16 protein-coding genes are annotated in these 24047 nt (G+C 60.5%); 6 read left to right on the top strand and 10 right to left on the bottom strand.

Annotated features, from left to right (window positions below; all coding sequences use genetic code 11):
- Positions 1-475: 475 nt before the first annotated feature.
- Entirely contained in the window at positions 476-2068 is a 1593-nt protein-coding gene (locus J8C06_RS15270; protein ID WP_281423828.1) for a hypothetical protein, read from the top strand.
- Between the two features lie 9 nt (positions 2069-2077).
- Here the strand turns inward: J8C06_RS15270 and J8C06_RS00210 are convergent, their stop codons facing one another.
- Positions 2078-3109, bottom strand: a complete 1032-nt coding sequence (locus J8C06_RS00210) for an MDR/zinc-dependent alcohol dehydrogenase-like family protein (RefSeq protein ID WP_246602043.1) — start codon at positions 3107-3109, stop codon at positions 2078-2080.
- A gap of 57 nt (positions 3110-3166) precedes the next feature.
- Between J8C06_RS00210 and J8C06_RS00205 the strand changes: the two genes are divergently transcribed.
- Positions 3167-4132 carry a hypothetical protein gene (locus J8C06_RS00205; protein WP_211428802.1) on the top strand — a complete coding sequence of 322 codons (966 nt, stop codon included), beginning with the start codon at positions 3167-3169 and terminating at the stop codon, positions 4130-4132.
- An 11-nt stretch (positions 4133-4143) separates the two neighbouring features.
- Here J8C06_RS00205 and J8C06_RS00200 read toward each other — a convergent pair whose 3' ends face one another.
- Positions 4144-5292: a HEAT repeat domain-containing protein gene (locus tag J8C06_RS00200; protein ID WP_211428801.1), complete on the bottom strand. Its 1149-nt coding sequence runs from the start codon at positions 5290-5292 to the stop codon at positions 4144-4146.
- Between the two features lie 225 nt (positions 5293-5517).
- Here J8C06_RS00200 and recA point away from each other — a divergent pair, with 225 nt between their 5' ends.
- A complete protein-coding gene (gene recA, locus J8C06_RS00195) occupies positions 5518-6570 on the top strand; it encodes a recombinase RecA (protein WP_211428800.1) in 1053 nt (350 codons plus the stop codon).
- An 81-nt stretch (positions 6571-6651) separates the two neighbouring features.
- Here recA and J8C06_RS00190 read toward each other — a convergent pair whose 3' ends face one another.
- Both J8C06_RS00190 and J8C06_RS00185 read right to left on the bottom strand, forming a co-directional pair.
- Positions 6652-8037, bottom strand: a complete 1386-nt coding sequence (locus tag J8C06_RS00190) for an FAD-dependent oxidoreductase (protein WP_211428799.1) — start codon at positions 8035-8037, stop codon at positions 6652-6654.
- 196 nt (positions 8038-8233) lie between these two features.
- Positions 8234-9676, bottom strand: a complete 1443-nt coding sequence (locus J8C06_RS00185; protein WP_211428798.1) for a sigma-54-dependent transcriptional regulator — start codon at positions 9674-9676, stop codon at positions 8234-8236.
- Positions 9677-9957: 281 nt separating this feature from the next.
- On the opposite strand from J8C06_RS00185, the gene J8C06_RS00180 reads away from it, so the two are divergent.
- Positions 9958-10527, top strand: coding sequence for a hypothetical protein (locus J8C06_RS00180; RefSeq protein ID WP_211428797.1), 570 nt, complete (start codon positions 9958-9960; stop codon positions 10525-10527).
- Between the two features lie 108 nt (positions 10528-10635).
- Positions 10636-13188: a PP2C family protein-serine/threonine phosphatase gene (locus J8C06_RS00175; protein ID WP_211428796.1), complete on the top strand. Its 2553-nt coding sequence runs from the start codon at positions 10636-10638 to the stop codon at positions 13186-13188.
- A 9-nt stretch (positions 13189-13197) separates the two neighbouring features.
- Here J8C06_RS00175 and J8C06_RS00170 read toward each other — a convergent pair whose 3' ends face one another.
- The 3 genes from J8C06_RS00170 to J8C06_RS00160 form a co-directional block, all read right to left on the bottom strand.
- A complete protein-coding gene (locus J8C06_RS00170; RefSeq protein ID WP_211428795.1) occupies positions 13198-14097 on the bottom strand; it encodes a TIGR01777 family oxidoreductase in 900 nt (299 codons plus the stop codon).
- A gap of 147 nt (positions 14098-14244) precedes the next feature.
- Positions 14245-15639, bottom strand: coding sequence for a sigma-54-dependent transcriptional regulator (locus J8C06_RS00165; protein WP_211428794.1), 1395 nt, complete (start codon positions 15637-15639; stop codon positions 14245-14247).
- Positions 15640-15645: 6 nt separating this feature from the next.
- Positions 15646-18606: a hybrid sensor histidine kinase/response regulator gene (locus tag J8C06_RS00160; RefSeq protein WP_211428793.1), complete on the bottom strand. Its 2961-nt coding sequence runs from the start codon at positions 18604-18606 to the stop codon at positions 15646-15648.
- Positions 18607-18937: 331 nt separating this feature from the next.
- On the opposite strand from J8C06_RS00160, the gene J8C06_RS00155 reads away from it, so the two are divergent.
- The gene (locus J8C06_RS00155) at positions 18938-20932 is read left to right on the top strand and encodes a sensor histidine kinase (protein ID WP_211428792.1); all 1995 of its coding nucleotides are present in this window, start codon (positions 18938-18940) and stop codon (positions 20930-20932) included.
- 13 nt (positions 20933-20945) lie between these two features.
- Here the strand turns inward: J8C06_RS00155 and J8C06_RS00150 are convergent, their stop codons facing one another.
- From J8C06_RS00150 to J8C06_RS00140, 3 genes are read right to left on the bottom strand one after another with little or no spacing between them, the layout of a single operon-like run.
- A complete protein-coding gene (locus J8C06_RS00150; protein WP_211428791.1) occupies positions 20946-21779 on the bottom strand; it encodes a tetratricopeptide repeat protein in 834 nt (277 codons plus the stop codon).
- Positions 21780-21802: 23 nt separating this feature from the next.
- Positions 21803-23263 (bottom strand): 2-hydroxymuconic semialdehyde dehydrogenase, encoded by a 1461-nt coding sequence (locus J8C06_RS00145; RefSeq protein ID WP_211428790.1) that lies wholly within the window; start codon positions 23261-23263, stop codon positions 21803-21805.
- 43 nt (positions 23264-23306) lie between these two features.
- Positions 23307-23996 (bottom strand): esterase/lipase family protein, encoded by a 690-nt coding sequence (locus J8C06_RS00140; RefSeq protein WP_211428789.1) that lies wholly within the window; start codon positions 23994-23996, stop codon positions 23307-23309.
- Between the last annotated feature and the right edge of the window lie 51 nt (positions 23997-24047).

Here is a 24047-nt window from a genome sequence, read left to right as displayed (position 1 = left end):
GGAACAAGTGAACATACAAATTGAAACGTGGCTACGAGTTACCAGAAATCAACCCCTGGCGTCAACTACGGATGCGGCCGATGACGCACTTCATCACAGGCTTGCCGCGCAAAACTGGAGAATCAACCTCGTGTTCTGTAGCAACCTTGCGCGACCGGGTCGTCATCCGCGGGCGGGTCTGGAAACTCCCAACCTGCCCACCCTGGGTTGCCCCCACCACTGAACACGCCAAAGCACGACGTGCCGATAGTTTCAATCCAGAGCCTAAAGCCGACGGCGTTTCGCGCCTGGACAGCGCGGTTTGGAGTAGGTATGGCCGGCGGCTGTGTGCCGGGAGGTTGCTGCTAGCCAGTGGACGCACGCTGAGACGCATCTTGAGCGCATGGCCGTTTTCATCTCACCAAGCTCAGGCTTGACAAAAGTTTTTTTTGGCTAATTTACTGTATATCAACAACATTCTCACAGGAGACATGTTATGCCGTCATCCGTCACGCCATCCTGTGTGCGCCAGACCTTGCTCTCAAGCCTTGCGCTCATGTTGTGCCTCACACCCGGTCTGGCTATCGGGCAAGCAGCACATGCACCGACCACGCCACCAATTGCCCACCTTCCCCGCAACCTCAAACAGATGGCCGTCCTACGTCGTCACGGTGAGCAAGCGATAGCGCCCAGTCCGGTCGAGGTTGCTCAGTTTGAAAAACCCAAATATCCAATTGCGAATCCGCAACTCGTGCGCGCCCATCAAGCTGTTTCCTTTCAAAAGATAGCCGCCCAACTGCAACAACAGGGCATCACATCAAAACCTTACCTACTCCTGCAGCCAGACCTTTGGTATCGAATCCTCAAGCCGGAACTAGAAGCAACTCCGCACTTCAGGGCGACGGTACGGCTGGGCCATCAAGTCAGCGGGATTTACGTTGCCGATACCATCATTGTGCCAGCGCGTGTCAGGGTCAACGATGAAACCGTCCTCATTGCGCGCAGTATCGTGGTGGAAGGAAAGGAATGGACCGTTCGCATATACCGCCCGTTTTACCTGTTCAACGCGGAAGCCATTCGTTTCACAGAAGCTCAGACAGGGCGTGTGGTGTTTGATGCAAGCGGGCGCGGTTACAAAGATTGGCAAGAGGAGCAAATCCAACACACGCAAGGGGATACTCAATTGGGGCAGGTGATTGACTGTAGCGGACAGGCTGGCGCACCCGGAGCGGCTGGTACGCCTGGAATTCCAGGTCAGCCTGGAACCGATGGACGACCGGGAAAAGATGGCGACTGCACAAAAAATCCCCATGGCCAGGATGGCCAGGACGGCACGAATGGCGCCGATGGTTCTCACGGTGGGAATGGGCAACCTGGGCAACACGGTGGGGACGCCTTATGTGAAACGAATGATGGAGTTTTTTTCTACAACATTGCCTGTGACCAGCGTGGGCTTTTTGAAATCCGCGCCAATGGTGGCGACGGGGGACCAGGTGGGTTTGGTGGGACTGGTGGTTCGGGTGGCAGAGGCGGTAACGGAGGACAAGGTGGACGCGGGCTGGCCTGCCACTGCCTCTTCGGGTATGGTGGGCATGGTGGAAACGGTGGGCGAGGCGGGTGCGGCGGTAACGGTGGTAACGGCGGCAATGGGGGTGATGGCGGTCATGGCGGCGATGCCAAGCCAATCTATGTTACTTACCCATCAAATCGGCTGGTCGAAGTCACCCTCCAAGCCAATGGGGGGCGAGGTGGAAGAGGCGGGGTTGGCGGTCAACCTGGACAGGCCGGCCAGTCTGGGCAGCCAGGCAACGGCGGGGTGGGCAGCGATTCCCCTTCGTGCCCCAATGGTGACGGGGGCGGCGGCCCAGGGTGCCCGACATCACCAAGTCATGGTCATCCCGGTGAGCACGGACAGGATGGTTACGACGGACAAGGCGCGGAGGTGGAACGTTCCACCTACTTATGCCACGAAGAACTCGTTGGGGGTGGCGGCGGCGGTTGCACGGACTACGATTGGGCCATTTACGTGTCCTATGACGGCGGGCTGACCTGGATACTTGTCTCTTACCAATACGCCGGCTGCTGGTAGCCTTGCCGGTCAGTCTTCAGACACGGCGGCCGAAGCCATGCGCAGGAGAACCTTGAGCGCGCCCGGCCGCCTGGCGTGCTCAACCGCGCGCAACCCGTCGGCAAGGTCATAGACCGCCTCAATCAGCACCAAGGGGTTGACCTTCTGCTCGGCAAGCAACTGGAGCGCCGCCGCCATATTGCCGCACCGCGACCCAATCAGCGTGACTTCGGGCACAACCACAGCCGCCGAGGGCAGCGGCCAAGCCTCGCGGCCCGTGGTCTTCAAAACAACCGTCCCCTGCGGACGCACCAGCCGCAACGCATCGGCAAAGCCGTCCGCGCGACCGGTTGCCTCAACGACCACGTCAAAGCGGTGCGTTGCAGTCTTCAGGGCATCGGCAGTTTGCACCTGAAGACCAAGCTTTTCAGCAATGCGAAGCTTGCCGGCATGGCGTCCGACCAGCCTGACCGACAAGCCATGCGCCCGGAGCACCTGCGCGATGAGTTGCCCAAGCTTTCCATCCCCAAGAACCCCGATGAGCGACCCAGGCGGTATGGCAACCTGCTCCAGAATCCGGCAGGCCGCGGCCAGTGGTTCGGTAAAGACCGCGGCGAGGGGAGAAATGCTTTCCGGTACGGCGTAGAGATTGGCGGCCGGCACGGTCACAAACTCGGCAAACGCGCCATCGCGGTCGCGAATACCCAGGACCGTTCGCCTGGGGCAGTGGCGCGCGTTGCCCGCAGCGCACGCGCAACAAGCGCCGCATCCCACGTTGATGTCGGCGACGACCCGGCGGCCGACCCAGCCGGCGTCCGGCGCAGTTTCCACAACCCCAACGAACTCATGGCCCAGCGTGCCGGAAAAGTTCGCGTAGCCATTCAGGATGGCGGCATCGGTGGCGCAGATACCGGCATACTCAACGCGCACAAGCGCCTCATCCGCCGCGCTCGGGCAAGGCACGTCGGCAACCTGGAGAACGCCGTCGGTCAATCGTAACGCCCGCACACCAAACACCTCACCCAGTGGACACATCCACACCAAACTGGCTAAGATAGCCAATTTGGCTGGCAACACCTTTTGCCGAGCGCCGCTTAGTTTTTCTTGGATGACGCCATCATGTCAGACCCTGCGCAGCAGTTTATCGAATTTTTACGCTCACACAACGACCAGGACTGGGCCGCCATTGTCGCCAACCTGACGCCAGATGTTCACGAAGTTGATCGCAACGCCCTGCGGGTGTGGTTTGCTTTTTACCCCGTCAAGCTGTTTCACATGCTGGCCGAAGATGAAGCACGCGCGCGCCGGGACTGTCTCCTCAACGGCCGGTATCGGCTCAGCGAGCACCTGCACACCTCACATCGGTTTTTCTACGGCCACCGGTTTTGGCCGCAGGCGCAGAAAGCCGTCTGGACAGACTTGAAAACTCCACCGCGCACCACGCTGGAAAATCACATTCGCCAGGCGGCGCGCCGGACAGGGGCCGATTCCAGCCTGACGCTGGCCATTACGGCCGTTGCCTACGCGACGCTCCAGCAGGTTGGGCTTGAAGTCTTTCGCCAGCCCGCGCCACGCACGGCGGCCTCTCCGGTCGAACCCGATGCCGTCGTCGCCGAACGCCGTCGCCCAGAGCCGCGTTCGCTGTGGGACATGCTGCTCCGCAGCGACATCAACCAAATCTATACGATTCGCTTCGACGAAAATGACCCGGCAGCGGCGTTCCGGGCGCTCCACGGTCAACCGCTCACGATGGCGGCGGCGCAGATGCCGAATGCTGCATCGTTCAAGGAAAAAGACGCGCGCTGCGTTACCGGACCCATTCCGGTTGAGTGCCAGACGGGGGCTTGCGGTACATGCTGGATCGGTATTCTCAGTGGCGCCGAAAACCTGAACGCGATTACCCCGTTTGAAGTCTCTCGCCTGGAAAAAATCGGCTACCCGTATGATGGAACACAACACCCGCTCATTCGCCTCGGGTGTAAGGCAGTCTGCGAAGGTCGCGTGTCACTGACCATTCCGCCGTGGAACGGCGTCCTCGCTAACTGGGAAAAACCGCCAATCCGGGGGCAAGCCGCAGCCGATTAGTTTAGGGCTCTTTAGTGTAGGGCTTTGGCGGCCATCCGGGCCGTTCGCTCACGCAGTGTGGCGACTGGTTCATGGTCTATGTAGGCTTCGAGTGCTGCCCGCACCGTCGGCCGGTGTGCGAAGGGAAGCAGCGCCGCAACGGATAGGCGACGCACATACCCCTGCCGCGAGGTTAGCCCCCGCAAGACAAGTGGCTCAATGGCCGCCTCGTCGCCCAGCGCAGCCAAAGCCCGCGCGGCTTCAAAGGCCAGCCCTTCATCAACCGCCGTCAGGAGCGCAAACAGGGTGTCCCGTACATCTCGACCAAGCCGCCCCAGCGCGACCGCCGTATAGCTTCGCAGACCCTCGCCAATGTCGTCGGCGTATAAGGCCTCCAAGGTCGGCAAGCTGGCGCAGTTCCCTAGCTCGCCCAAAGCAAAAACGATCTCGGCGCGAGACAGCGCCACCCGCCGCTCGGCCGTTAGCAAGCGCTCCAGCGGCTCACGCGCGTCCGCATCACCCAGCAACGCCAGGGCATAGAGACACATCTCGTGAACTTGTTCATTGAGCTGTCCAAAGTCGTCGCCGATGCGCACCTGACGCGCGGACTGCAAAGCCGGGATGGCTTCTGGGTCGCCTAGCTTGCCGAGGGCGGCGGCACAGGCAAAGCGCACGCCAGGACGCCAATCTGAAAGCGACTGAATCAGCGGTAGGCGCGCGCGTGTGTCATTCAACTCGCCCAGCGCGAGGGCGGCGTCCTCACGCAGCGTGGATTGATTTTCGCTCAGTCGTAAGTCGCCCAACGTCGCCACGAGTGGCTCAAAGGCGCGCGCGTCGCCATAGTCGCCGAGGGCGATGGCCAACTCCCCACGCACCTGAGCCGCCAGCCCCACATCCGACTCAAGCCAACCCACGACTTCATCTGCAACGGCTTGACGCTGGGCATCCCCTGCCTGTTCATCAAGCAAGACCGCCATGAGCTGGCGCGCCCGGTCACGCTCGTGCTGCTCGTGCGCTGCGGCTTCTTGCCCAAAATCGCCCAGCCGGGTTTTGTACGGACAAGCGGCGACAAAGGGACAGTTGACACAAGACAAATACATTGCCAGCGCGGGGCACAGCCCACGGGACTGCGCTTCAGGACGAACCATTGCGGATAAAAGCGGGTTGGTGGGAGCCGCCATGTGACCTCCTGGGAAGCCGAAAAGCCTTCGTTTTATGTCCAACTTATGTCCAATGACCAGGTCCGAACGAACCTGATCCCGACGCCAACCACGTTCGCACCGGCGCGTATCGGGTCGCTCTTTTCAATCTAGTTCCAAGCAGGTAAGGTTCAAAGTCCATTTTCAGTGCCATTTGGCAAACTTTACCTTCCCCACGTCCGTTTTCCCGCGAGCTGAACATCACCTATGACTGACGAACGACAGGAACGCAACAAAGCCATTGATGCCGCTATTGCCGGACTCGAAAAACAATTTGGCAAGGGCGTCATCATGCGCCTTGGGGAGCGCCAGGCCCTTGAAGTCCCGGCAATTTCAACAACCTGCCTCAGCCTTGACGCGGCCATTGGCATTGGCGGCATGCCGCGGGGTCGCATCGTCGAGATTTACGGGCCGGAGTCGGGCGGCAAAACGACGCTCGCGCTGCACGTCGTTGCCGAAGCGCAGCGCACCGGCGGACAGGTGGCCTTCATTGACGCCGAACATGCGCTTGACCCCAGCTATGCCGCCAAGCTGGGCGTGGATATTGAAAACCTTTTCGTCTCCCAGCCGGATAGCGGCGAGCAGGCGCTTGAAATTGCCGAAGCCTTGGTTCGTTCGACGGCTTTCGATTTGGTGGTGGTGGACTCGGTTGCTGCCCTCGTCCCCAAGGCAGAGCTTGACGGCGATATGGGCGACTCCCTCCCCGGACTCCAGGCCCGCCTGATGTCGCAGGCCCTGCGCAAGTTGACGGCGGTGGCCAACCGCACCAACACCTGCCTGATTTTCATCAATCAAATCCGCGAAAAAATTGGCGTCATGTGGGGATCGCCCGAAACGACGACTGGCGGGCGGGCGCTCAAATTTTACGCCTCCGTCCGCATCGACATCCGCCGCACGGCTTCCATCAAGGATGGCGAAGAGGTCATCGGCAGTCGAACCAAAGCCAAGATTGCGAAAAACAAACTCGCTCCCCCCTTCAAGGAAGTTGAGTTTGACATCATTTATGGGAAGGGGATTTCCCGGATTGGCGACCTGCTCGACCTTGGCGTGGAGCACAAGCTCATCGAGAAGAGCGGCGCCTGGTTCTCAATCAAAGGGGGCGAGCGCCTGGGACAAGGCCGCGAAAACGCCAAGCAAGCCCTGGCGACGAACCAGGCCCTCTGCGAGCGGCTCGAGCAGGAACTGCGCGCGATTTTGATGCCACACCGTGTCACGCCGTCAGCGGACACCGGCGCCAAGGCCAAGGGCGCGTCGGAATAGGTTCCCCGGCCGTGCCTCCCGTCGCTCGGCGTGCAGGCCGGCACTCCCCATCGCCGGCGGATGCCCGGCGCGCACTCCGCTTCAGTTAGCGCCGGGGGGTGGGGATGTCGTTTGGTTGAATCGCTCCAAAATCGCCTTGGCCGCCAGCCTTCCGCTGGCGGTCGCGCCCTCCATGCTGTCGAAGAAACGGTGGCCACGGGTGAAGCCACCGGCGAGAAAAAAGTTCCGCACCGGCGAAGCTTGTGTCGGACGGTAACGCTCTAGGCCAGGCTTAGGGTGATACACCGACTGCGGAATCCGTACCACCGAAGACTTCACAACCTTGAGCCGGGGTGCGATGGTTGGGTAATACGAAGTCATGCGCTCCCAGACCGTATCCACCACGGCCTGGTCGCTCAACCCCATTAGATTGCGCGCCGGCGCAACCACGGCTTCGAGCATGGTGTTGCCGCTGGCTGGCGCATAGCGCGGGGTGGTCACGCGCATGTCGGCGTACACGGGCGTGATCCCAGCCCCACCAAACAACAGGTTGTCACGCTCTGTCAGGCGACCATCGAGCCAAAGCTGGACGTTCATCACTGGAACCCCCGCAAAGGCTCGCAAGTGCTCGAAGTATGGGTACTGCGCCCGCCACGCTTCAGGGATGAGCCGGTTCATCTGGTGAACCGGCAGCGCACACAAGTAAGCATCCGCCGTGCGCAGCGACTCACCGACGACGAAGCCGCGCACGTGTCCGGCTTGGTCAAGCTCGATCCGCGTGACCTTGCATCCGGTGTGAACGCGCCCGCCAGCCGCCACAATCGCCCGCACAAGTGGTTGCGTGAGGCATTCTTCGGGCGAACCTTCCAGGAAAGCCACCTGAAAGCCATCGTCCCGGCGGAGAAAAAGGCGAAACACATTGAGCACCACCTGGGCCGACAGCTCTTCCGGCGGAAGAAACTTCAGCGCCAAGGTTTGCGGCAAGAGCATGCCGCCCAGCAGATTGTCGCCAACGCCCCGTTGACGGTGCCAGTCGGCGTAGCTCATTTCGTCCTGCGCATCGGCATAGCGGCTGTCTCCGAACAGCACCGGCAGCAGGGCTTTTCCATAGGCCAATTTTTCACTGAAGGAAAACTGGCTAGCCGTCACTAGGTTGGGCAACAAATGCAGCGGAAAAGGCAACCCGCGCCAGGAAACGATGTCGTAGGTCACACCACCCGGTAGCGTAAAGTGACAAACCGGAGCTTTCCAGCGCAGGTGAGCGTCGGCTCCGACGGCGCGCATCAGTTTGAACAGCTCTTCGTAGCAGCCAAAAAACACGTGCAGCCCGGATTCGATCCAATCTCCGTCCGCGTCTTTCCAGGCCGATACCTTCCCGCCGAGAACCGGGCGCGCTTCAAAGAGTTCGACCGCGCACCCAGCCTGGGTCAAGTCATAGGCTGCCGCCAGTCCGGCCAGACCGCCGCCCGCAATGATGACTTTTTTCATGCTTGTGCCAAGTTGGGGGGTAAGGTGATGGTTGTTTAGAGCCTACCCAAACCGGCCAGCGGGCTGTAAAGCCAAGCCACCGGAAACGTCGCCGGCACGCCCTCCGTGGGGCGGGATTGACCAACCGTTCCCGAAGTCCATCTTGCACCTTCGGGACGGAGTAGGGCGTAGTTCAGGACTTCAGTCGGAAAGGCGACTAGGGCGCTTCTGAGCTGTCGCCAGTACGGGCCGGGCTGCTCTCACGAAACATGCTCGCCGTTTGGCGAATCTTGTGCTTATCCAGCAGGTGGCGCAGGCTTCGGACCGACATATTGAGCAGTTCCGCCGCCTTGGTCTGATTGCCACGGGTTCGGCGCAGCGATTGCAAAATATAGGACTTCTCAACCTCCATGAGGAAGTTTTCGAGATGAATACCCTGCTCCGGCAGATCGAAGGCTGAAGCCGCCCGCGCCGGATCGTAGCGCAGCACACTCTCGGGCAGGCGTTCAGGTTGGACTTCATGGGTTGGCTCAAGTGCAACGGCCCGTTCAATCAGGTTTTCCAGTTCGCGGACATTGCCTGGAAACGAGTAGTTTTCCAGGTGCTTCAGCGCAGCTTCCGCAATGCCTGTAATCGGGGGGACTCGGTTCTGCCCGTACTTCTTGAGAAAATACAAGGCCAGGTCGCGGATGTCCTCCCGCCGCTCACGGAGCGGCGGAACCGTAATCGGAATGACGTTGACCCGAAAGTACAAGTCCTTGCGAAATGTGCCGTCTTCAACCATTTGGGACAAATCACGATTGGTTGCCGCCACGACCCGGACATCCACCGGGATTTCTTCCGTGCCGCCGACACGGCGAATCGAGCGTTCCTGGAGCGCGCGCAACAGCTTGACCTGCATGCCGAGGCTCATTTCCCCAATTTCATCCAAAAAGAGCGTCCCACCGCTAGCCGCCTCGAACAGCCCTTTCTTGTTGGTCGCCGCCCCGGTGAACGCGCCCTTCATGTAACCAAACAGTTCTGACTCAAGCAGCGTTTCGGTGAACGCGCCGCAATTGATGGAGACAAACGGACGGTCGGCGCGCGGGCTACAGGCATGGATGCCACGCGCAACCAGTTCTTTTCCGGTGCCAGACTCGCCGGTAATCAGCACCGTGCTGTTGGTGCCGGCAATGGTTTGAATGAGTTGAAAGACTTCCTGCATTGGACGGCTCCGCCCAATGATGTTCTCCAAGCGCGTCCGGTCACCCAGCTCGCGCTTGAGCAGCGCCACCTCCCGGCGCAAGAGACTCTTCTCAAAAGCGTTTTTGACGATGAGCTTGAGTTCATCAATATCGAACGGCTTTTGGATGAAATCGTCCGCCCCCAACTTGAAGGCTTCGCGGGCCTGTTCCACCGTCCCGTGGGCCGTCATCAAAATCACCACCGTGTCCGGCGATAGTTGACGGCATTCGTGCAAGAGTTCGGTGCCCGAAAGGCGTGGCATCTTGACATCCGAAAGCACGATATCGAAGACCGCTCCCCGCAACGCCTCCAGGGCCTGCGCGCCATTTTCGGCAACAAACGTCCGGTAGCCGGCGCGGCGAAACACATGGTCGAGCAACTCACGCATGCTCAACTCATCGTCCACGATGAGGATGGATGGCACATGGTCAGCCATAACGTTGTGAACCACAATCGTTCCAAATGGAAAGTGCTCACCAAACAAGGCTTGCGCCGAGCATAGCCAAGCTAGTGCAGGGTTTTCAAAAAGGCACACCGCATGCTAGTGTCTTTCCCATCCGTCGTCCAAGCAAATCTCCAGACTGTGCGTTTGGGAACCCGGACGACCTTCACTTTCACGCTCCTTGCCACGCCTGTGCGTCGGTTATTGCCCAGGTTTTCAGATTTCACTGCCGGGCGCGCAAATTTAGGAAGCGTACGGAGGAACCTAGCACGGAAATGATTGATACAAAGCAAGTCCGTCAGTCATTGATGCAAGATCGGGCGGTTATGGATGCCATTCGCCGCCGGGCGCACCAGATTTCACTGGAGCGTGGCTACAGCACGCCGCAGCACATGGCAGATGACTGGTTTCGGGCGGAGAATGAGGTTCTCGAAAAGCTTATCCAGGAAGAAATCAAACGCCGCCAGAAAATGAACGCGGCCATCAGCGAGAGCGCGATGGCGGAGGAGGCTATCCCAGCCGTGACCCTGCCGGCGGTTGCCGAACAACCGGCGGCGGGCGCGGCAAAAAGTTCATCCAAAAAATCGGCTACCAGGCGTAAAAAATCAGAAGCCAAACTGGATACCAACGTGCTGGTGGCTGAAGATAGCGCGCCAGAGCCGGTCACGGCGGTGGCTCCCTTGCCAGAGGCGGCAACCACGGGCGCTCCCATTCAGCCGAAGCAGCCTCGCAAGAAATCGGTGACGGCTAAGCCAGCCGCTGAAACCGTGCCGCCACGCGCGGCCTCCAGTGTCGCCGTGACGAAGCCGAAACCCACGAAGTCAACCAAGAAAAAGTCATCCTGAACAGCCACGAACAGCTCACCAGCCACTGCGGAAGCGGCAGGTCTTCACATCGCTTGTCGCTTCTGCGCGCTGCATTCCTACTGACAGACAGTTGAAAGTAGCTCGCGGATGCTTGTTCCAACCAGCCGGCTACCATTTCCGTCCGCTGTTGCCATTGCGATTGCCGCGCTCACCGGACTGGTCCTGGGTCTTGTCCTCAACAGCCAATCCCTGCCAGCATTGGCACTCCTGGATGGGCTTGATCGTTCAACAAACGCACGCCTGGCCGCGGATGTGCTCACCCGTCAAGCCGGACAGCCGCCACCCGACGGGCTGACGCTCAGCTTTATCCAGTTTGATCAACCGGCATTTGCTCTCATCCGCCAGAATCACGACAGTGTGCATCTTGAGCGGCTGGCCCGCCAGTTACACCTTCCAGTTGTGGTGGAATATGTAGCTTGGTTTCGCTCGAACGGTAGCTTGGCAGCGCGAATTGGATTGTCGCGCCAGGGTGAACTGATTAGCTACCTCAATGGGGAGGTTCCACCTGCGGACGACAACGCCCTCCCGCCTGATATAGCAATTCAGGTGGCGCGGGCGTTTCTCGATAGCAGTAGTGGGACTAGCTTAGCCGGGCTGGGAGCACCCCAGGTGGAACGACTCCCCAACCAGCCCGAAACGGAAGTGCGCTGGCAGCAGCCCGTGCCAGAACTGCCAGAACTAACGCGCGTCGTTACTGTTCGCTTGCGCGGGGAAACGGTTTGGTACTTTCAGCACCGCGTCCAGCCAACCAATGATAGCTGGACACGCCCGTTTACCCTTTCGTCCGTCATCTTACCCTTTCTCGGACTGCCACTTTGGCTGGCGCTCCTGGCGGCGGCGGCCCTGTACTTGCTGAAAGTTTCGCGCCGCCACGTCATCCTCTGGCGCGCGCCAGCCGTATGCGCCCTGCTCGTTGGGCTTGGTTCTGTGCTGATGCTCATTCCGGCACTGCCGTATGCCGTCAGCAAAACAATGTTTGAGAACCCCGCTGCCGATAGCAACCCGCTCCGGCTAGCCATGATGCAAGAACCAGGTTTTTTCGTGATTGCGCTAGGGGGCTATGCCGTATCCAGCGTGCTGACCCTGTTCGCCACGATGGCTGTCACCTGGACCGTCTGCGCGGCGCTTCTCCATATTGAATATGAAACCAAGCGTCCATATGCAGAGGTCTTCCGGTCAATCCTGCTCTTCCGGCGGGTTGCCTACACCACGGCGCTGGAGCGAGGGCTGGTGGGTGGCGGCATTGGGTGGGCGTTACTGGGGTTGACCGGCTTGTTTCACTGGCTCACGGTCAGACCAAACGCGGCGATGGAGCAGGCCGCTGACAGCTTTTATTTGCTGCTTGACACTTGGTCTCCCAGCACCCTGTTGGTTGGTACGCTGGTGCGCAATACCTTTGACCTGGGCCTGGTGCTGGTGGGTTTCTCGTGGGTTGTGCTCGTGGATTGGCTGCGGTTCCCCCCGCGGTTGGCGTTGGTGACAGTCGCACTGCTGGGAACCATTGGCTGGAGCGATGTATTTTCGCAAGTTATGCCGCTCTCACTCAGTACGCCTTGGCTGCTGGGGCGGCATGCGTTGCTGACCGCCGTGCTGGTTGCGACGTTTGAGCGCTTTGGCCTGTGGACCACGCTCTGCGCAATCTGGACCTATCAAACGACAAGCTGGGCCGTTACGGCAGCCACCCTTCCGGCGCTCGGACTATCCCCCTGGCTTCCAACGCTACTGGTTCTGCTCCCCTTCGGTGCGGTCGTTTTCACACGGCGACCACCCGAAAACAAACAAGACAACCAGCCGACGCTGCTCGACCGGGTCGTGGAAGAACAGCGGCATGCCCAGCAGCTCGTTTTGGCGGCTCGCATTCAGGCCGCGTTCCTTCCAACCAGGATTCCCCACCTGGAAGGTTGGGACATCGCCGTTCAGAGCTTGCCAGCGCGTGAAGTTGGGGGTGATTTCTACGATTTCTTTACCGCGCCCGATGGCAAGTTGGGCATCTTCGTAGGAGATGTCTCCGGCAAGAGTGTGCCCGGTGCGCTCTTTACCGCCGTGGCAACCACGACCTTCCGCAGCGAGGCGGAAGAGGATGAGCTTGGTTGCGCGGCCATGCTCAACCGGCTCAACGAACTGCTCTATCCAGACATGAAGCGCGTCCGAATGTTTGTGGCAGCAACCTACGCTCAACTTGATCCACGGACCGGCCGCCTCACCGTGGCCAATGCCGGCCTTCCAGTCTTGGCTCACTGGCAAGCCAGGCCCCCCACCGGCGAGTCCTCGGTGGCGTTTATCGAGATCGGCGGACTGCCGCTCGGTAGCATGCAGCGCACTACCTATGATGAGTCCCAGGCCAATCTGTGCCTTGAAGGCCAGGCGTGCCTCGTCATCACCAGCGACGGTGTCGTTGAAGCCCTGAATGAACATGGCGATGCCTATGGCTACGACGCGCTGGCTTCGGTCATTGACAACCATGCCAAGCGCGGTGCGCACCCCCTGTGCGAAGCCATCATCTCGGATGTCAAACGACACATGGGCGACACCGAGCAGTCCGATGACATCACCGTTGTCATTCTTCAGCGCTGCCCCGCTCAAGCGGAACCCCAGTGGGAAGTTGAGCGAGCGTCATACGCCACTAAACCTCCCGGCTAAACCACCAGGTCAGGTCACGTCGCGCAAAGCGTCTTCCACGTTGGGAAAACGAAAACTGTAGCCCTGACGGAGAGCTGCGCGCGGCAGAGCGCGCTGCCCGTCCAGCACGACCTGGGCTGACTCGCCAAGCATGAGGTTGAGCGCAAAAGATGGCGCCGGAAGAAACGCCGGGCGGTTGAGAACTTTTCCCAGCGTGGCCGCGAAGTCGCGCATTCGCACCGGGTTGGGCGCAACTGCATTGACCGGCCCCTGCGCGCTCTCCGACGCCAATGCCCAGCGGATCAACCCAACCACGTCCGCCACATGAATCCAGGAAAACCACTGGTTACCGCTGCCGAGCGGTCCCCCCAGGCCAAGCTTGAAGATCGGAAGCATGCGCGCCAGCGCGCCGCCATCCCGACCGAGCACGACGCCGATCCGCAGCAGCACCGTCCGTACGCCATGCACCTCGGCCACCTTGGCGGCATCTTCCCATTCCTGGCAGAGCTTTCCTAGAAAGTCATCTGCCGGGCGGGTCGTTTCATCCAACTCGGTTTCCTGGTTTTTTGGATACAATCCAATCGCCGAAGCGGAGACGAGCACAGCCGGTTTTTGCTTGGCCTGAGCAATGGCGTTGACCAGATTTTGGGTCGTGACCACGCGACTGTCGCGAAGGAGTTTCTTCTGCTCAGGGGTCCAACGCTTGCCCACGATTGGTTCGCCTGCCAAGTGGACGATTCCGTAGGCCCCGTCCACTTCCCGTTGCCAGTCGTCCGCCTCTAACGGATCACCCAACACCCAGCGTACGCCACTTGAGGTATCACGGACTTTCCGTGACAACGCGACGATCTCATAACCTTCGAGCTTGAGCGCGGGTAACAGGTGCTGCCCAACGAAACCACTCGCGCCCGTAATGAAAATCTTTTTCATGGCCTTACAAGTTCATAGCAGGATGTAGCGCCAGCAAAGCATATGGCATCCCAAACCGAAAGTTGCCTTGGCCACGCAGCACCGGCTCCCCTGCTGGCACAGCGAGGTTCGGCGTTGGTTTTCAGTCTTGGTTTTCAGTCTTGGTTTTCAGTCGCCGCCGGGAGCGCCCAGCGAGGCATTGCGTGAGAGCCGCCCATACGCAACCAGTTTCCGCCGCAAGGTAGAAAGCGATAGCCCCAACGCCTGCGCCGTTCGGGTCAAATTCTCACCACATTGCGTGTAAGCTGCCAAGATATGCTCGCGCATGACCGTTTCCAGTGGGTTCAGATGGGTAGCGGTTGCGTCCCGGATCGGCTCGGCGGCCGGAGCTGCCGCAGCGCTGGCTTCAAGCAGCCGAGAGGGATGCAGCCACGGGCCGTCTTCGAGAATGAGCGCCCGCTCCAGGATATTGCGCAGCTCCCGGACATTCCCCGGAAAATCATACTGCATCAATGCCGGCAAATCCGCCGCGGCCACCTGGACACGGCGGCCGGGCGCGAGTTCCCGGATGAAGTGCTCGCACAGGCGTGGAATGTCATCCCGCCGCTCGCGCAGTGGCGGAAGGTCAATTGTCAGCACATTGAGCCGGTAAAATAGATCGCGACGAAACTTCCCGTTCGCCAAAGCATCCTGGAGCAAGAGGTTCGTTGCGGCCAGAAACCGCACGTTTACGAATCGGTCCTGCTCACCGCCCAAGCGCCGGACTTTTCGCTCCTCGATGACGGCCAGCAGCTTGGCTTGCATGGCCACGGGCATTTCGGCGATTTCGTCCAGAAAGAGGGTTCCGCCTTCCGCCAGCTCCAGCAACCCACGGCGCGGCACCGCGCCCGTGTAGGCCCCTTTCTCCACGCCAAACAGTTCTGCTTCGACCAGCGTCTCAGGCAGCGCCGCGCAGTTGACGCTTATGAAGGGCCGTTGGGACAGAGGCGAACCATAGTGGATGGCTTTTGCGACCAGCGTTTTGCCCGATCCGGTCTCGCCGGTAATCAGGACGTTCGCCATCGTTCCCTGGGCGCGGCGGATCAATCCCTGAATTGCCTGGGCGCGCCCACTCTGACCGATAAACAGCGCGGTGGCCTCGTCATGACTGACGGTGAGGCGATGCACTTCCGCAATTCGTTCCAGCTTGGCCGTGTGATAGAGCTGGTTGACCGCATGGCGCACTTCCGCCACGTCCACGGGCTTCGACAAGTAATCGTGGACACCGACGCGCAGGGCTTGAACGGCATGGTCATAGCTCGGAAAGGCCGTCATCAACAACACCTTGACGGCATCGTTGGCGTCCAGCGCCACCGGCACAATGGCAAGGCCATCCCCGTCGGGAAGTCGCTGATCGAGCAGGATGATGTCAAACGGAGCGCGCTGGATAGCGGCACAGGCGTCCGCCACCGTGCCGACCGTGACAACGGACGCGCCATCCCGCGCCAAATCCTCCCCCAAAGACTCACGAAACAACGGCTCATCGTCCACGATGAGCAATCTCATCTGAGGGTCTAACGTCATCGTGACTCACTCGATAACATATCCAAATGGGTGCTTGCTCCCGGCGGCGGCTTCGAGGGTGACAATCGCTTCACACCCACCGGCGGGATGTGGCTGAAGTTCAACCGTGCCCTTCATCTTTGAGATCAACCTCTGCGTAATCACCAGGCCGAGTCCGGTGCCCTGTGGTTTGGACGTGTAGAAGGGACGGAACAGGTGCTTCTGCTTTTCCGTGTCAATCCCCACGCCGTTGTCATACACCGTGAGGACAACGAGTTGCCGCTGCTGTTTCGCCGTGATGACGATACGCGGGCTGGCGGTAGTAGCCAAAGCGTCAATTGCGTTTGAAATGAGATTCATCAGTGCTTGATGAAGTGCCCGTTCGTCAAACCAGGCCAGCCCAAGGTTGGCCTCGAAAGCCCGCTCCAAAGCAATTTGGCGCGCCGCCAGTCCGTCGGCAATCAGCGCGCAAAATCGCTCCAAAAATGGAACGAGCGGCTGCGCCTTGAGTTCTGGCGTCTCATGCAAACTAAATGAACGCAGCGTGCGCAGCAGGTATTCCACCCGCCCGATCTCGGATAAACAGCGGTCAACACAGGTTGTCACCGCGCTTGGGGAAGGCTGCTCAGTTCGCCGCAGCACAGTCAGCGCTGTTTTGATGGAGTTGATCGGATTCCCCATTTCATGGCGAATGGCCGAAAAGATGTAACCGGCGTTTTCGGTCACATTGACCGCCTCGGCAATGGCTTCGTAACGCCGCTGTTCGGTTACGTCACGACAAACCATGACGACATCGCCCATGGCGCCAGAGGCGTCGTGAACCGGCGACACCGTCGCTTCCTCGTAGTAGGTGCTGCCATCCCGGCGCCGCGCGAGGTATTGGCCACGCCAATCCTGTCCCCGCGCCAAACAGCGGAGGATTTCCCGGCGCGTCGTCCGCTCCACCGGACCCAACCCCAACCGACTGAGCCGGCGCCCGATGGCTTCCCAGTTCTGAATCCCAGTCAGGTGTTCAAAAGCCGGATTACAGAAAATAATGCGCCCACGCCGGTTGAACGTTACGACGCCTTCCCCAACCCGCTCAATCGCCGCGATCAAGCGGGCCGTATCCTGCTCGACCAATCGCCGTGCAGTAATGTCGTCAATGACGTGAACCCAGCCCGTTCCAATCCCGCGCTCCTGTGTGATCCAGTAGCTACTGATTTGAAACCACCGGTTATCACCCGGAAATTGAAACGCCGATGCGTCCTGAATACAGTTCAGCAGCGACCCACTTGCTTGACCAAAGAAGAGTTTTGCCGATGACTGATGAATGATAGCCGGATAAGGCAGGCCGAGGAAGGCAGCCACGGCGTGGTTGCAGCGGCGAATGTTGCCTTCCGTACTCTCAAGCAAAATGAGATTGGGTAGCGCATCCACCGTCGCCAACCATTCTTCGTTGTGGCGGCGACGCACCTCGTCAAGCGTCTGCCGGGGGGTCAAGTCCTCAATCAGCAGAACCAACCCTGGCTCATCCTGGAACACGGCCAGGGTCATCTGCGTCAGCACTAAACAACCGTCCGGCTTCCGCAGCCAGACCTCCTGTTTGTCTGACACCGCGACGCGGTCAGTATCCGGCTCCGGCAGTTTACCGAGGCCAAGCTGGCGCCAGGCGGTCTTAAACTGAGACCAGCCCTGGTGACTCAGGTAGCGCCGACCGCGCTGACCGTAGAGCTTGCGCATCGGTTCTCCCAAAAGTGTCGTCAAATAGTTGTTGGCAAAGATAATCCGACCGCGACCGTCCACCATGGCCAGACCATGCGGCAGCCCACTCAAAAAACGCATCCACCGCTGGGGTGTGATAAACGGCAATCCAGCCGAGGTGTGGCGAGGCGTGATGTCCTCGTGGATGACCATGACCGATGACAACGGACCGGCCAGGACGTGTGCCCGAAACCACCGCTGCGCGTCTGGACTTTGACAGGGATAATCAAGACTGAACTCCCGTTTCTCTCCCTGCGCGACCTGGCGAATCCCCAGCGCCAGCGCATGCGCCTCTGGATAACGTTCAGGGTCGGCCTGGTCACACAGGTCTAGATAGTTCATTCCGATACCGTAGTTGGCGCCGGCCGCCATGCCCTGCGTGTCGGCGGTTCGCCGCCAGGCGGTATTGACCGTCACCACCGTCCCATCCGGGGACAGGATGGCTACCGGCTCACCGACCGTATTGATAACCGAATTGAGCAACCGCTTGGCACCCTCAAGCTCCTGCTCAACCTGTCCGCGATTGGCCAGGTTCCGCACAATCAGGGTGTGGTGTCGCTTTCGATGGCTGTAGAACTCACTACAAGTCAGTTCGACCGGGTGGCGGCGGCCGTCTCCGCCAACTAGGTCTGCGGTCATGGACTCACCGGTTTTCACCAGGCGTGGGATCAGGTCGGAGAGCGGCAACTGGCTGTCAACCAACGTGGTTATGCGCTGTCCGATACACTCTGAACCCATGAGCTGTCTGGCCATCGGATTTGCCGTGAGGATGCGCAAATCATTGTCCAGCGTCAGGATAGCATCACTGGCATACTGCACGATGGCGTGCATGTGCCGCGCCGCTTCCTGAAGCTGCCGTTCAGCTTGGTAGGCCTGGAGCAGATAGCTCACCCGATGCTTCAAAACCACCGGTTTAGGCGGCTTGAGGATGTAATCCGTGGCGCCGGCCGCAAACGCTGCCTCCACCGCCGATTCATCGCTGATGCCAGTCAGCATCAGGATGGGCACGAGCCGGTAAGCGTCTAGCTGCCGCAGGCGTCCGCAGAGCGTGATGCCGTCCATACCGGGCATCGAGATGTCCAGCAAGACGATATCCGGTTCAAGGTGCGCCGCCGCGCCAAGCGCCGTCAAACCGTCACTGTGGGTAACCACCTCCAAGCCTTGCTCCCGCAGCAGCATACCCAGAAGCTGGCGAATTACGGCATCGTCATCCACAAGATGAACCAGTGGACCCTGTGTTTCCATAGCCAGAATGTCCCAAGCGCAGTGTGCCGGGGGGAGAAGCGATCAGTTGTCGTGGGACGAAACGTTAGTCCAAGTGCCGTGGGTGGTGAAAGCCCTGGCTGAAGGTTTGGGTTGACTCGCCCCCAAGACGCTGAAAACAGATGCCGAAGACGTGCGTCACCACTCACAACGTTGATTCTCGCCAAAAACGTGGCACATCTGCCTTGAATTTTTCGCTTAGGTAGGTGGGAGGTTCACCGGCCGGCCGCAACCATCCAGGTTTCGGCGGTAGCGTCCGGGGTTGCCCCTAGGTCACTGGCTTCCCGGTGTGGGAAGGAAGGGATACTCGGCGATGTTACACGTTCCCGAATCACAGCCAGCACAGGTCACGGACGATCATCAGGTGGAAACAGGACGCCTGGCGCTGCCTTCCATCAGCGAAGCGGCACTGTTGCGACAAATTGTCAACCACGTCCGCCATGCCTTCTGGGCAGCCACGTTGCCTGAGAAGCGGTTATTGTTCGTCAACCAGGAGTTTGAGTCCATCTGGGGATTTTCTCCGCTGGTGGCGATCCACGAACCGCATCGGCTTCGGGCGGCCATTCATCCAGATGACCGCGAACGCTGGGAAGCGGCCGCCCTCAACCCGGCTGGCTCGGATATTGAATACCGCATTTGCCGACCCGATGGGCAAATCCGCTGGGTTCGGGAAAGCGTCTTTCCGGTTCGGGATCGGTTGGAGCAGCCGGTGCTGTTGGTTGGGTTGGCAAAAGACATCACGGCCTATAAACGCGCCGGGGAAGCGCTGCGCGAGAGCGAAGAACAGTTTCGGTGCTTCTTCAACCTCACCCCATCGCCAGGGTGTATCTTTGAGGCACGCACGGGAAAGATCATCGCCGTCAATGTGGCTTTTGAGCAGTTGACCGGCTACGCACAAGCCGAGGCAGTCGGACGCTCGCTGGCGAAACTTGATTTGTGGTTGGATCAAACCTTGCCGCGGCTGGTGATGGCGTCGCTCCGACAAGGCGCCGGCTCCCAGCGTTTTGACCTGACAATCAAAACCCGGGCTGGTGGTGTCTGTGACCTGATGGTGTCGGCCAATCTGCTGACGATTGGCGGGCGCCAATGCATTGCCACCATAGCGACAGATATGACCGACATGAATCGCTTGCGGCGGCAACTCACGGAAAGCGAAGCCCGTTTTCGGACGCTGGTGGAAAACGCGCCCGACATCCTCATCTGCACGACCCTGGATGGGGATGTGACCTACCTCAACCATCCTGATTTAGGCTATCAGGAACAAGACCTCCTGGGCCACAATCTGCTGGATCGTGTTGTGGACGCCAACAGCTTGCGCGAAGCCATGCGGCAGGTCGTTAGCACCGGTCAGGTCGTTTCCTTTGAAGCGCAGTTTCAGTTCGCGGATGGGCACCAACGGTGGTGTGCCGGACGGGTCGCGCCGATTTGGGGCGAAGATACCGTCACCGAACTCGTGTTTCGCCTACGCGACATCGAAGAACGCAAGGCCGCTGCGCTCCAGCTCAAAAAGCTCAATGCCGACATTTCCGAGGCCAACGCCAAGTTGCGTGAGATAGACCGCCTCAAGGCACGCTTCGCGGCCATGCTCGTTCATGATCTACGCTCGCCCCTGGGATGCGTTTACAGCGCGCTGGAACTCTTTGAAGCCATCGGGAAGCCCGATGAGGAGACCCGCCACTTGGTCGGCGTGGCGCGCAATAGCCTTGAACGCGCCCTGAACTTGCTCAGCGAAGTCCAGGAGGTCTATCGCAGCGAGGAAACCGGTATCGTGCTTGAGCGCGCGCCGCTTGACGTCACCGAAGTCTTGCAGGAAGCCGTGGATGGCGTCCGCCCGGAAGCCGAGCGAAAAGGAGTCATCCTTCGCTATCAGCCATCCGAGACGCTTCCTCAAGTCAGGTTGTCGGCTGACCGCGGCAAGCTGTTACGGGTCTTCACCAACCTGCTGACAAACGCGGTCAAATTCACGCCGAAGGACGGAGCGGTCATGCTCACGGCGACCGTCACCAATGGTGCGGGCGTCAACATCGGACGCGACTTCATTGAAGTGAGCGTGACCGACACCGGCATTGGCATCCCGCCCGAAGACTTGCCCTATGTCTTCGATCTCTATCGCCAATCCCGCAATCACCGCATGGGCGTTGGCGTTGGGTTGGGGCTTTCGATTGTCAAAAGCATTGTTGCCGCGCATGGCGGCGATGTGCGGGTTGATAGTCAGCTTGGCGTTGGCACCAGCTTCACCGTGAGTTTGCCCATCCCCGACAACACGGAAAGCGTCGCCAATCCGATGGATGCCACGCTGTCAGCCTAGCCGGGACGGCCCGTCACGCCTGCGCTTCGAGAATGGCGCGGGCACGGGCAAAACAGGCTTCCGCCTGCAAGCGGCGGCCCTGCCGGTCGTGGAGAACCCCAAGGTTTTTGAGCGTCTCGGCCACCTTTGGATGGTGTTCACCTAACCGGCGCTCGAAAATATCCAGGGCGCGCTCCAACAACGCCTGGGACTCGTCATACTTGCCGCGCAGGTCGCAGGATACGGCCAGGTTGTTGAGTGTCACTGCAACCGAGAGGTCGTCGGGTCCATGGGCCTGTTCCCGAATCGCCAGCGCCCGCCGCAGCGCTGCCTCGGCCTGGGCGTAGTCGCCGTCCTCGTCGCACATCCGCGCCATTTCACTCAGTAGGGGAGCAATGTGCAGCGTATCGTGACCGTGGAGTGCTTCAAGAAAAGCCACCGCCCGGTCGTAGAGCTTGACCGCCTCGGCAATCCGGCCGTCATCGGCCAACATCTGGGCCAGGTTCGTCAGGCTCGTGACAAAGCCGCCGTGTTGAATTTCGAGGGCCTTGGCGTCAGCCTCAATCGCGCGCCGATAAACCGCTTCAGCCTGGGCAGTTTCACCCAGCATGTCGAAGGTCATCGCTAGGTTGTTGAGGCAGCAGGCAAAACGCGGGTCCGTTTCGCCAAATCGCCGAGCTTCACGCACGGCGTCGGCAAAGCAAAACTGCGCTTTTTCGTAATCGCCGGCTTCAAATGCCTTGACCCCGGCTTGCCAGAAACGCCTCCACGTATTGCGGCGGCTTGTTTGGGTGCGGGCAAACGCTTCACGTTGGGCTTCCGTCTTGAGTTCTCCTGGACAAACCGCCCCGGTTGAAGTCTGGCTCACGGTGTCACTGCCTCCCGTCCGATTTAGAGTTTGACGCAGACGTTTTTTATCTCAGCGTAAAAATCAAGCGAGTGGCGGCCGCCTTCGCGCCCGATTCCGCTCAGCTTCATGCCGCCGAAGGGCGTCCGCAGATCGCGCACAAACCAACTGTTGATCCAGACCACGCCGACTTCCAAGGCGTGCGCCAGGCGATGCGCGCGCGCGCCATCGCGCGTCCAGACAGCGGCGCACAGCCCGTAGTCCCCGGCGTTGGCCAAGGCAAGAACTTCTTCTTCGTCATCAAAGGGCGTGACGTGGCAGACGGGACCAAAAATTTCTTCCACCAGACAGGGAGACTGCTCAGGCAGACCGGTCCAGACCGTCGGCTCGACAAAGTACCCCTGGTCATACGGCGCGGCCAGCGCCGGACATCCGCCACCGGCGTGGACTTCCGCCCCGGCCGCCCGCGCGGCCGCGTAATAGCCCAGAACTTTCTCCCGGTGCGCGGCCGAAATCAGTGGACCCAGCCTGGTCGTTTCGTCTTCCGGCGGACCCGGACGCCACTGGCGCGCCTCGTCGGCCAGGGCCGTGACGAAACGTTCAAAGATCGGACGCTCGACATAGACCCGCTCCGAACACAAACAAACTTGGCCGCCATTGAGAAAACTGGAGCGGGCCACCCCCGACACGGCGCGGTCGAAGTCAGCGTCGGCGAACACAATCGCGGCATTCTTCCCGCCCAGCTCAAATGATAGACGTTTCGTCCGCGCGGCCGCCGTTCGCATAATAGACTGTCCCGTCCGAGTTTCACCGGTGAAGGTAATGGCGGTGACATCGGGATGCGCCACCAACCATTCCCCCGTGCTGTTTGGGCCAAATCCATGGACGACGTTGTACACGCCCGGCAGAATCCCCGCGTCTGTCATGACCTCGCCTAGCAGGGTTGCCGTAGAGGGTGTTTCCTCGGACGGTTTGACCACGACGGCATTCCCCATCACCAGCGCTGGAGCGACTTTCCAGGTCAGCAACAACAGCGGCAAGTTCCACGGACAAATCACGCCGACGACGCCCAGCGGTCGGCGCAGACCGTAGTTGAGCGCTCCGGCGCCATCGTCGGTCACGGTCTCGAAGCACTCGGTGCCCAGTCCAATTGCCAGGTCGGCGAAGATACGAAAGTTGGCCGCGGCACGCGGAATATCCAGGGCGCGCGCCAAGCCGTAAGGCTTGCCGGTGTCGGCGACTTCGGCGGCGAGAAAGTCGTCAAAGCGCGCTTCGATGCCATCGGCCACCTGCCGCAGGCGCTGGGCCCGCTCGGCAACGGGCAGCTTGTTCCACCCACGCCACGCCGCCTTGGCGGCGGCAACGGCCGCGTCGCAGTCGTCCGGCGTGGCCAGTGCCACCGCTGCATTCACTTCGCCGGTGGCCGGATTGTAGGCGGGAAACGTCGCGCGGTTGCTCGCGTTCTGAAATCTTCCGGCAATGAATAATTTCCGCTGAATGAGCATCGTCTCTCCAGGGCACGGATGGCAGCGAGGACCCGGCCGGGCGTTATTGCAGGTGCGGACGCCATTGCTCCACCGCGCGGTCATACCAGTCAGCGCCAGGCCGGTTGGGCACGTGCTGGATGCCGTCGCACACATAGTTTACCGCGCCTTCCAGTTGTCCGCTGGCAACCGGCACGACGCCATCACCCCAAACGGTTCCATCGCCACACACCAGGCGGTAGCTCTGGTAGGCCGCCATCTCGGCTAGCGTGCCGGGAAACGCCCCACGAATCGCGCAACCGATGACGGCGACATAGCGCACCGAAGCATAAAATGCGCCGGGGTAGTGGCTGTTGACGAAGTCCATCGTCCGGCGCGTCCACGACAGCAAGCTGGCGTGTGGGCAACCGAGCGTGACCAGGGTTGCCGTCTGGCGATGGCCGCGGTAGGCCACACCATCATAGGCATCGTCTCCCAGGTACAGCCGCGCCACGATTCCCCCGGCGCTGTGGGTGACCAAGTTGACCCGTTTCGCGGCATGGGCCTGGCGCGTTTTCTCGACCGTCGCCTGCGCCATATCCAGCAAGTTGCGGTAGCTCCCAACACCCGAGGCGTAGAGCCAACTGGCCTGGGTCAGCGGCACAATGGCAACCGGCGCGCGGCAAATCGTTTCGAGCTGCTGCGCCAGCGGCCGGTACGCCGTCCAATCCACGAGGAAACCGCCAATGATGACAATCGGATAACGAAGTGCCACGGCAGTCAACGTTGCTGAGCTTACCTTCGCCCTCGGCCACCTACGACGGCC

The sequence above is a fragment of the Chloracidobacterium validum genome, from assembly GCF_018304825.1.
GTDB classification, from domain to species: Bacteria; Acidobacteriota; Blastocatellia; order Chloracidobacteriales; family Chloracidobacteriaceae; genus Chloracidobacterium; species Chloracidobacterium validum.
Note: the sequence above shows the minus strand (reverse complement) of the source record. Positions and strands in the feature narration are given on the sequence as shown.

What these genes read in the sequence shown, in the direction of transcription:
- J8C06_RS00145 (WP_211428790.1), bottom strand. Translation starts at nt 23,263, where the DNA reads ATGCTCATTCAGCGGAAATTATTCATTGCCGGAAGATTTCAGAACGCG.
- J8C06_RS00175 (WP_211428796.1), top strand. Translation starts at nt 10,636, where the DNA reads ATGCTTGTTCCAACCAGCCGGCTACCATTTCCGTCCGCTGTTGCCATT.
- J8C06_RS00185 (WP_211428798.1), bottom strand. Translation starts at nt 9,676, where the DNA reads ATGGCTGACCATGTGCCATCCATCCTCATCGTGGACGATGAGTTGAGC.
- J8C06_RS15270 (WP_281423828.1), top strand. Translation starts at nt 476, where the DNA reads ATGCCGTCATCCGTCACGCCATCCTGTGTGCGCCAGACCTTGCTCTCA.
- J8C06_RS00190 (WP_211428799.1), bottom strand. Translation starts at nt 8,037, where the DNA reads ATGAAAAAAGTCATCATTGCGGGCGGCGGTCTGGCCGGACTGGCGGCA.
- J8C06_RS00155 (WP_211428792.1), top strand. Translation starts at nt 18,938, where the DNA reads ATGTTACACGTTCCCGAATCACAGCCAGCACAGGTCACGGACGATCAT.
- J8C06_RS00160 (WP_211428793.1), bottom strand. Translation starts at nt 18,606, where the DNA reads ATGGAAACACAGGGTCCACTGGTTCATCTTGTGGATGACGATGCCGTA.
- J8C06_RS00205 (WP_211428802.1), top strand. Translation starts at nt 3,167, where the DNA reads ATGTCAGACCCTGCGCAGCAGTTTATCGAATTTTTACGCTCACACAAC.
- J8C06_RS00180 (WP_211428797.1), top strand. Translation starts at nt 9,958, where the DNA reads ATGATTGATACAAAGCAAGTCCGTCAGTCATTGATGCAAGATCGGGCG.
- J8C06_RS00170 (WP_211428795.1), bottom strand. Translation starts at nt 14,097, where the DNA reads ATGAAAAAGATTTTCATTACGGGCGCGAGTGGTTTCGTTGGGCAGCAC.
- J8C06_RS00165 (WP_211428794.1), bottom strand. Translation starts at nt 15,639, where the DNA reads ATGACGTTAGACCCTCAGATGAGATTGCTCATCGTGGACGATGAGCCG.
- J8C06_RS00200 (WP_211428801.1), bottom strand. Translation starts at nt 5,292, where the DNA reads ATGGCGGCTCCCACCAACCCGCTTTTATCCGCAATGGTTCGTCCTGAA.
- recA (WP_211428800.1), top strand. Translation starts at nt 5,518, where the DNA reads ATGACTGACGAACGACAGGAACGCAACAAAGCCATTGATGCCGCTATT.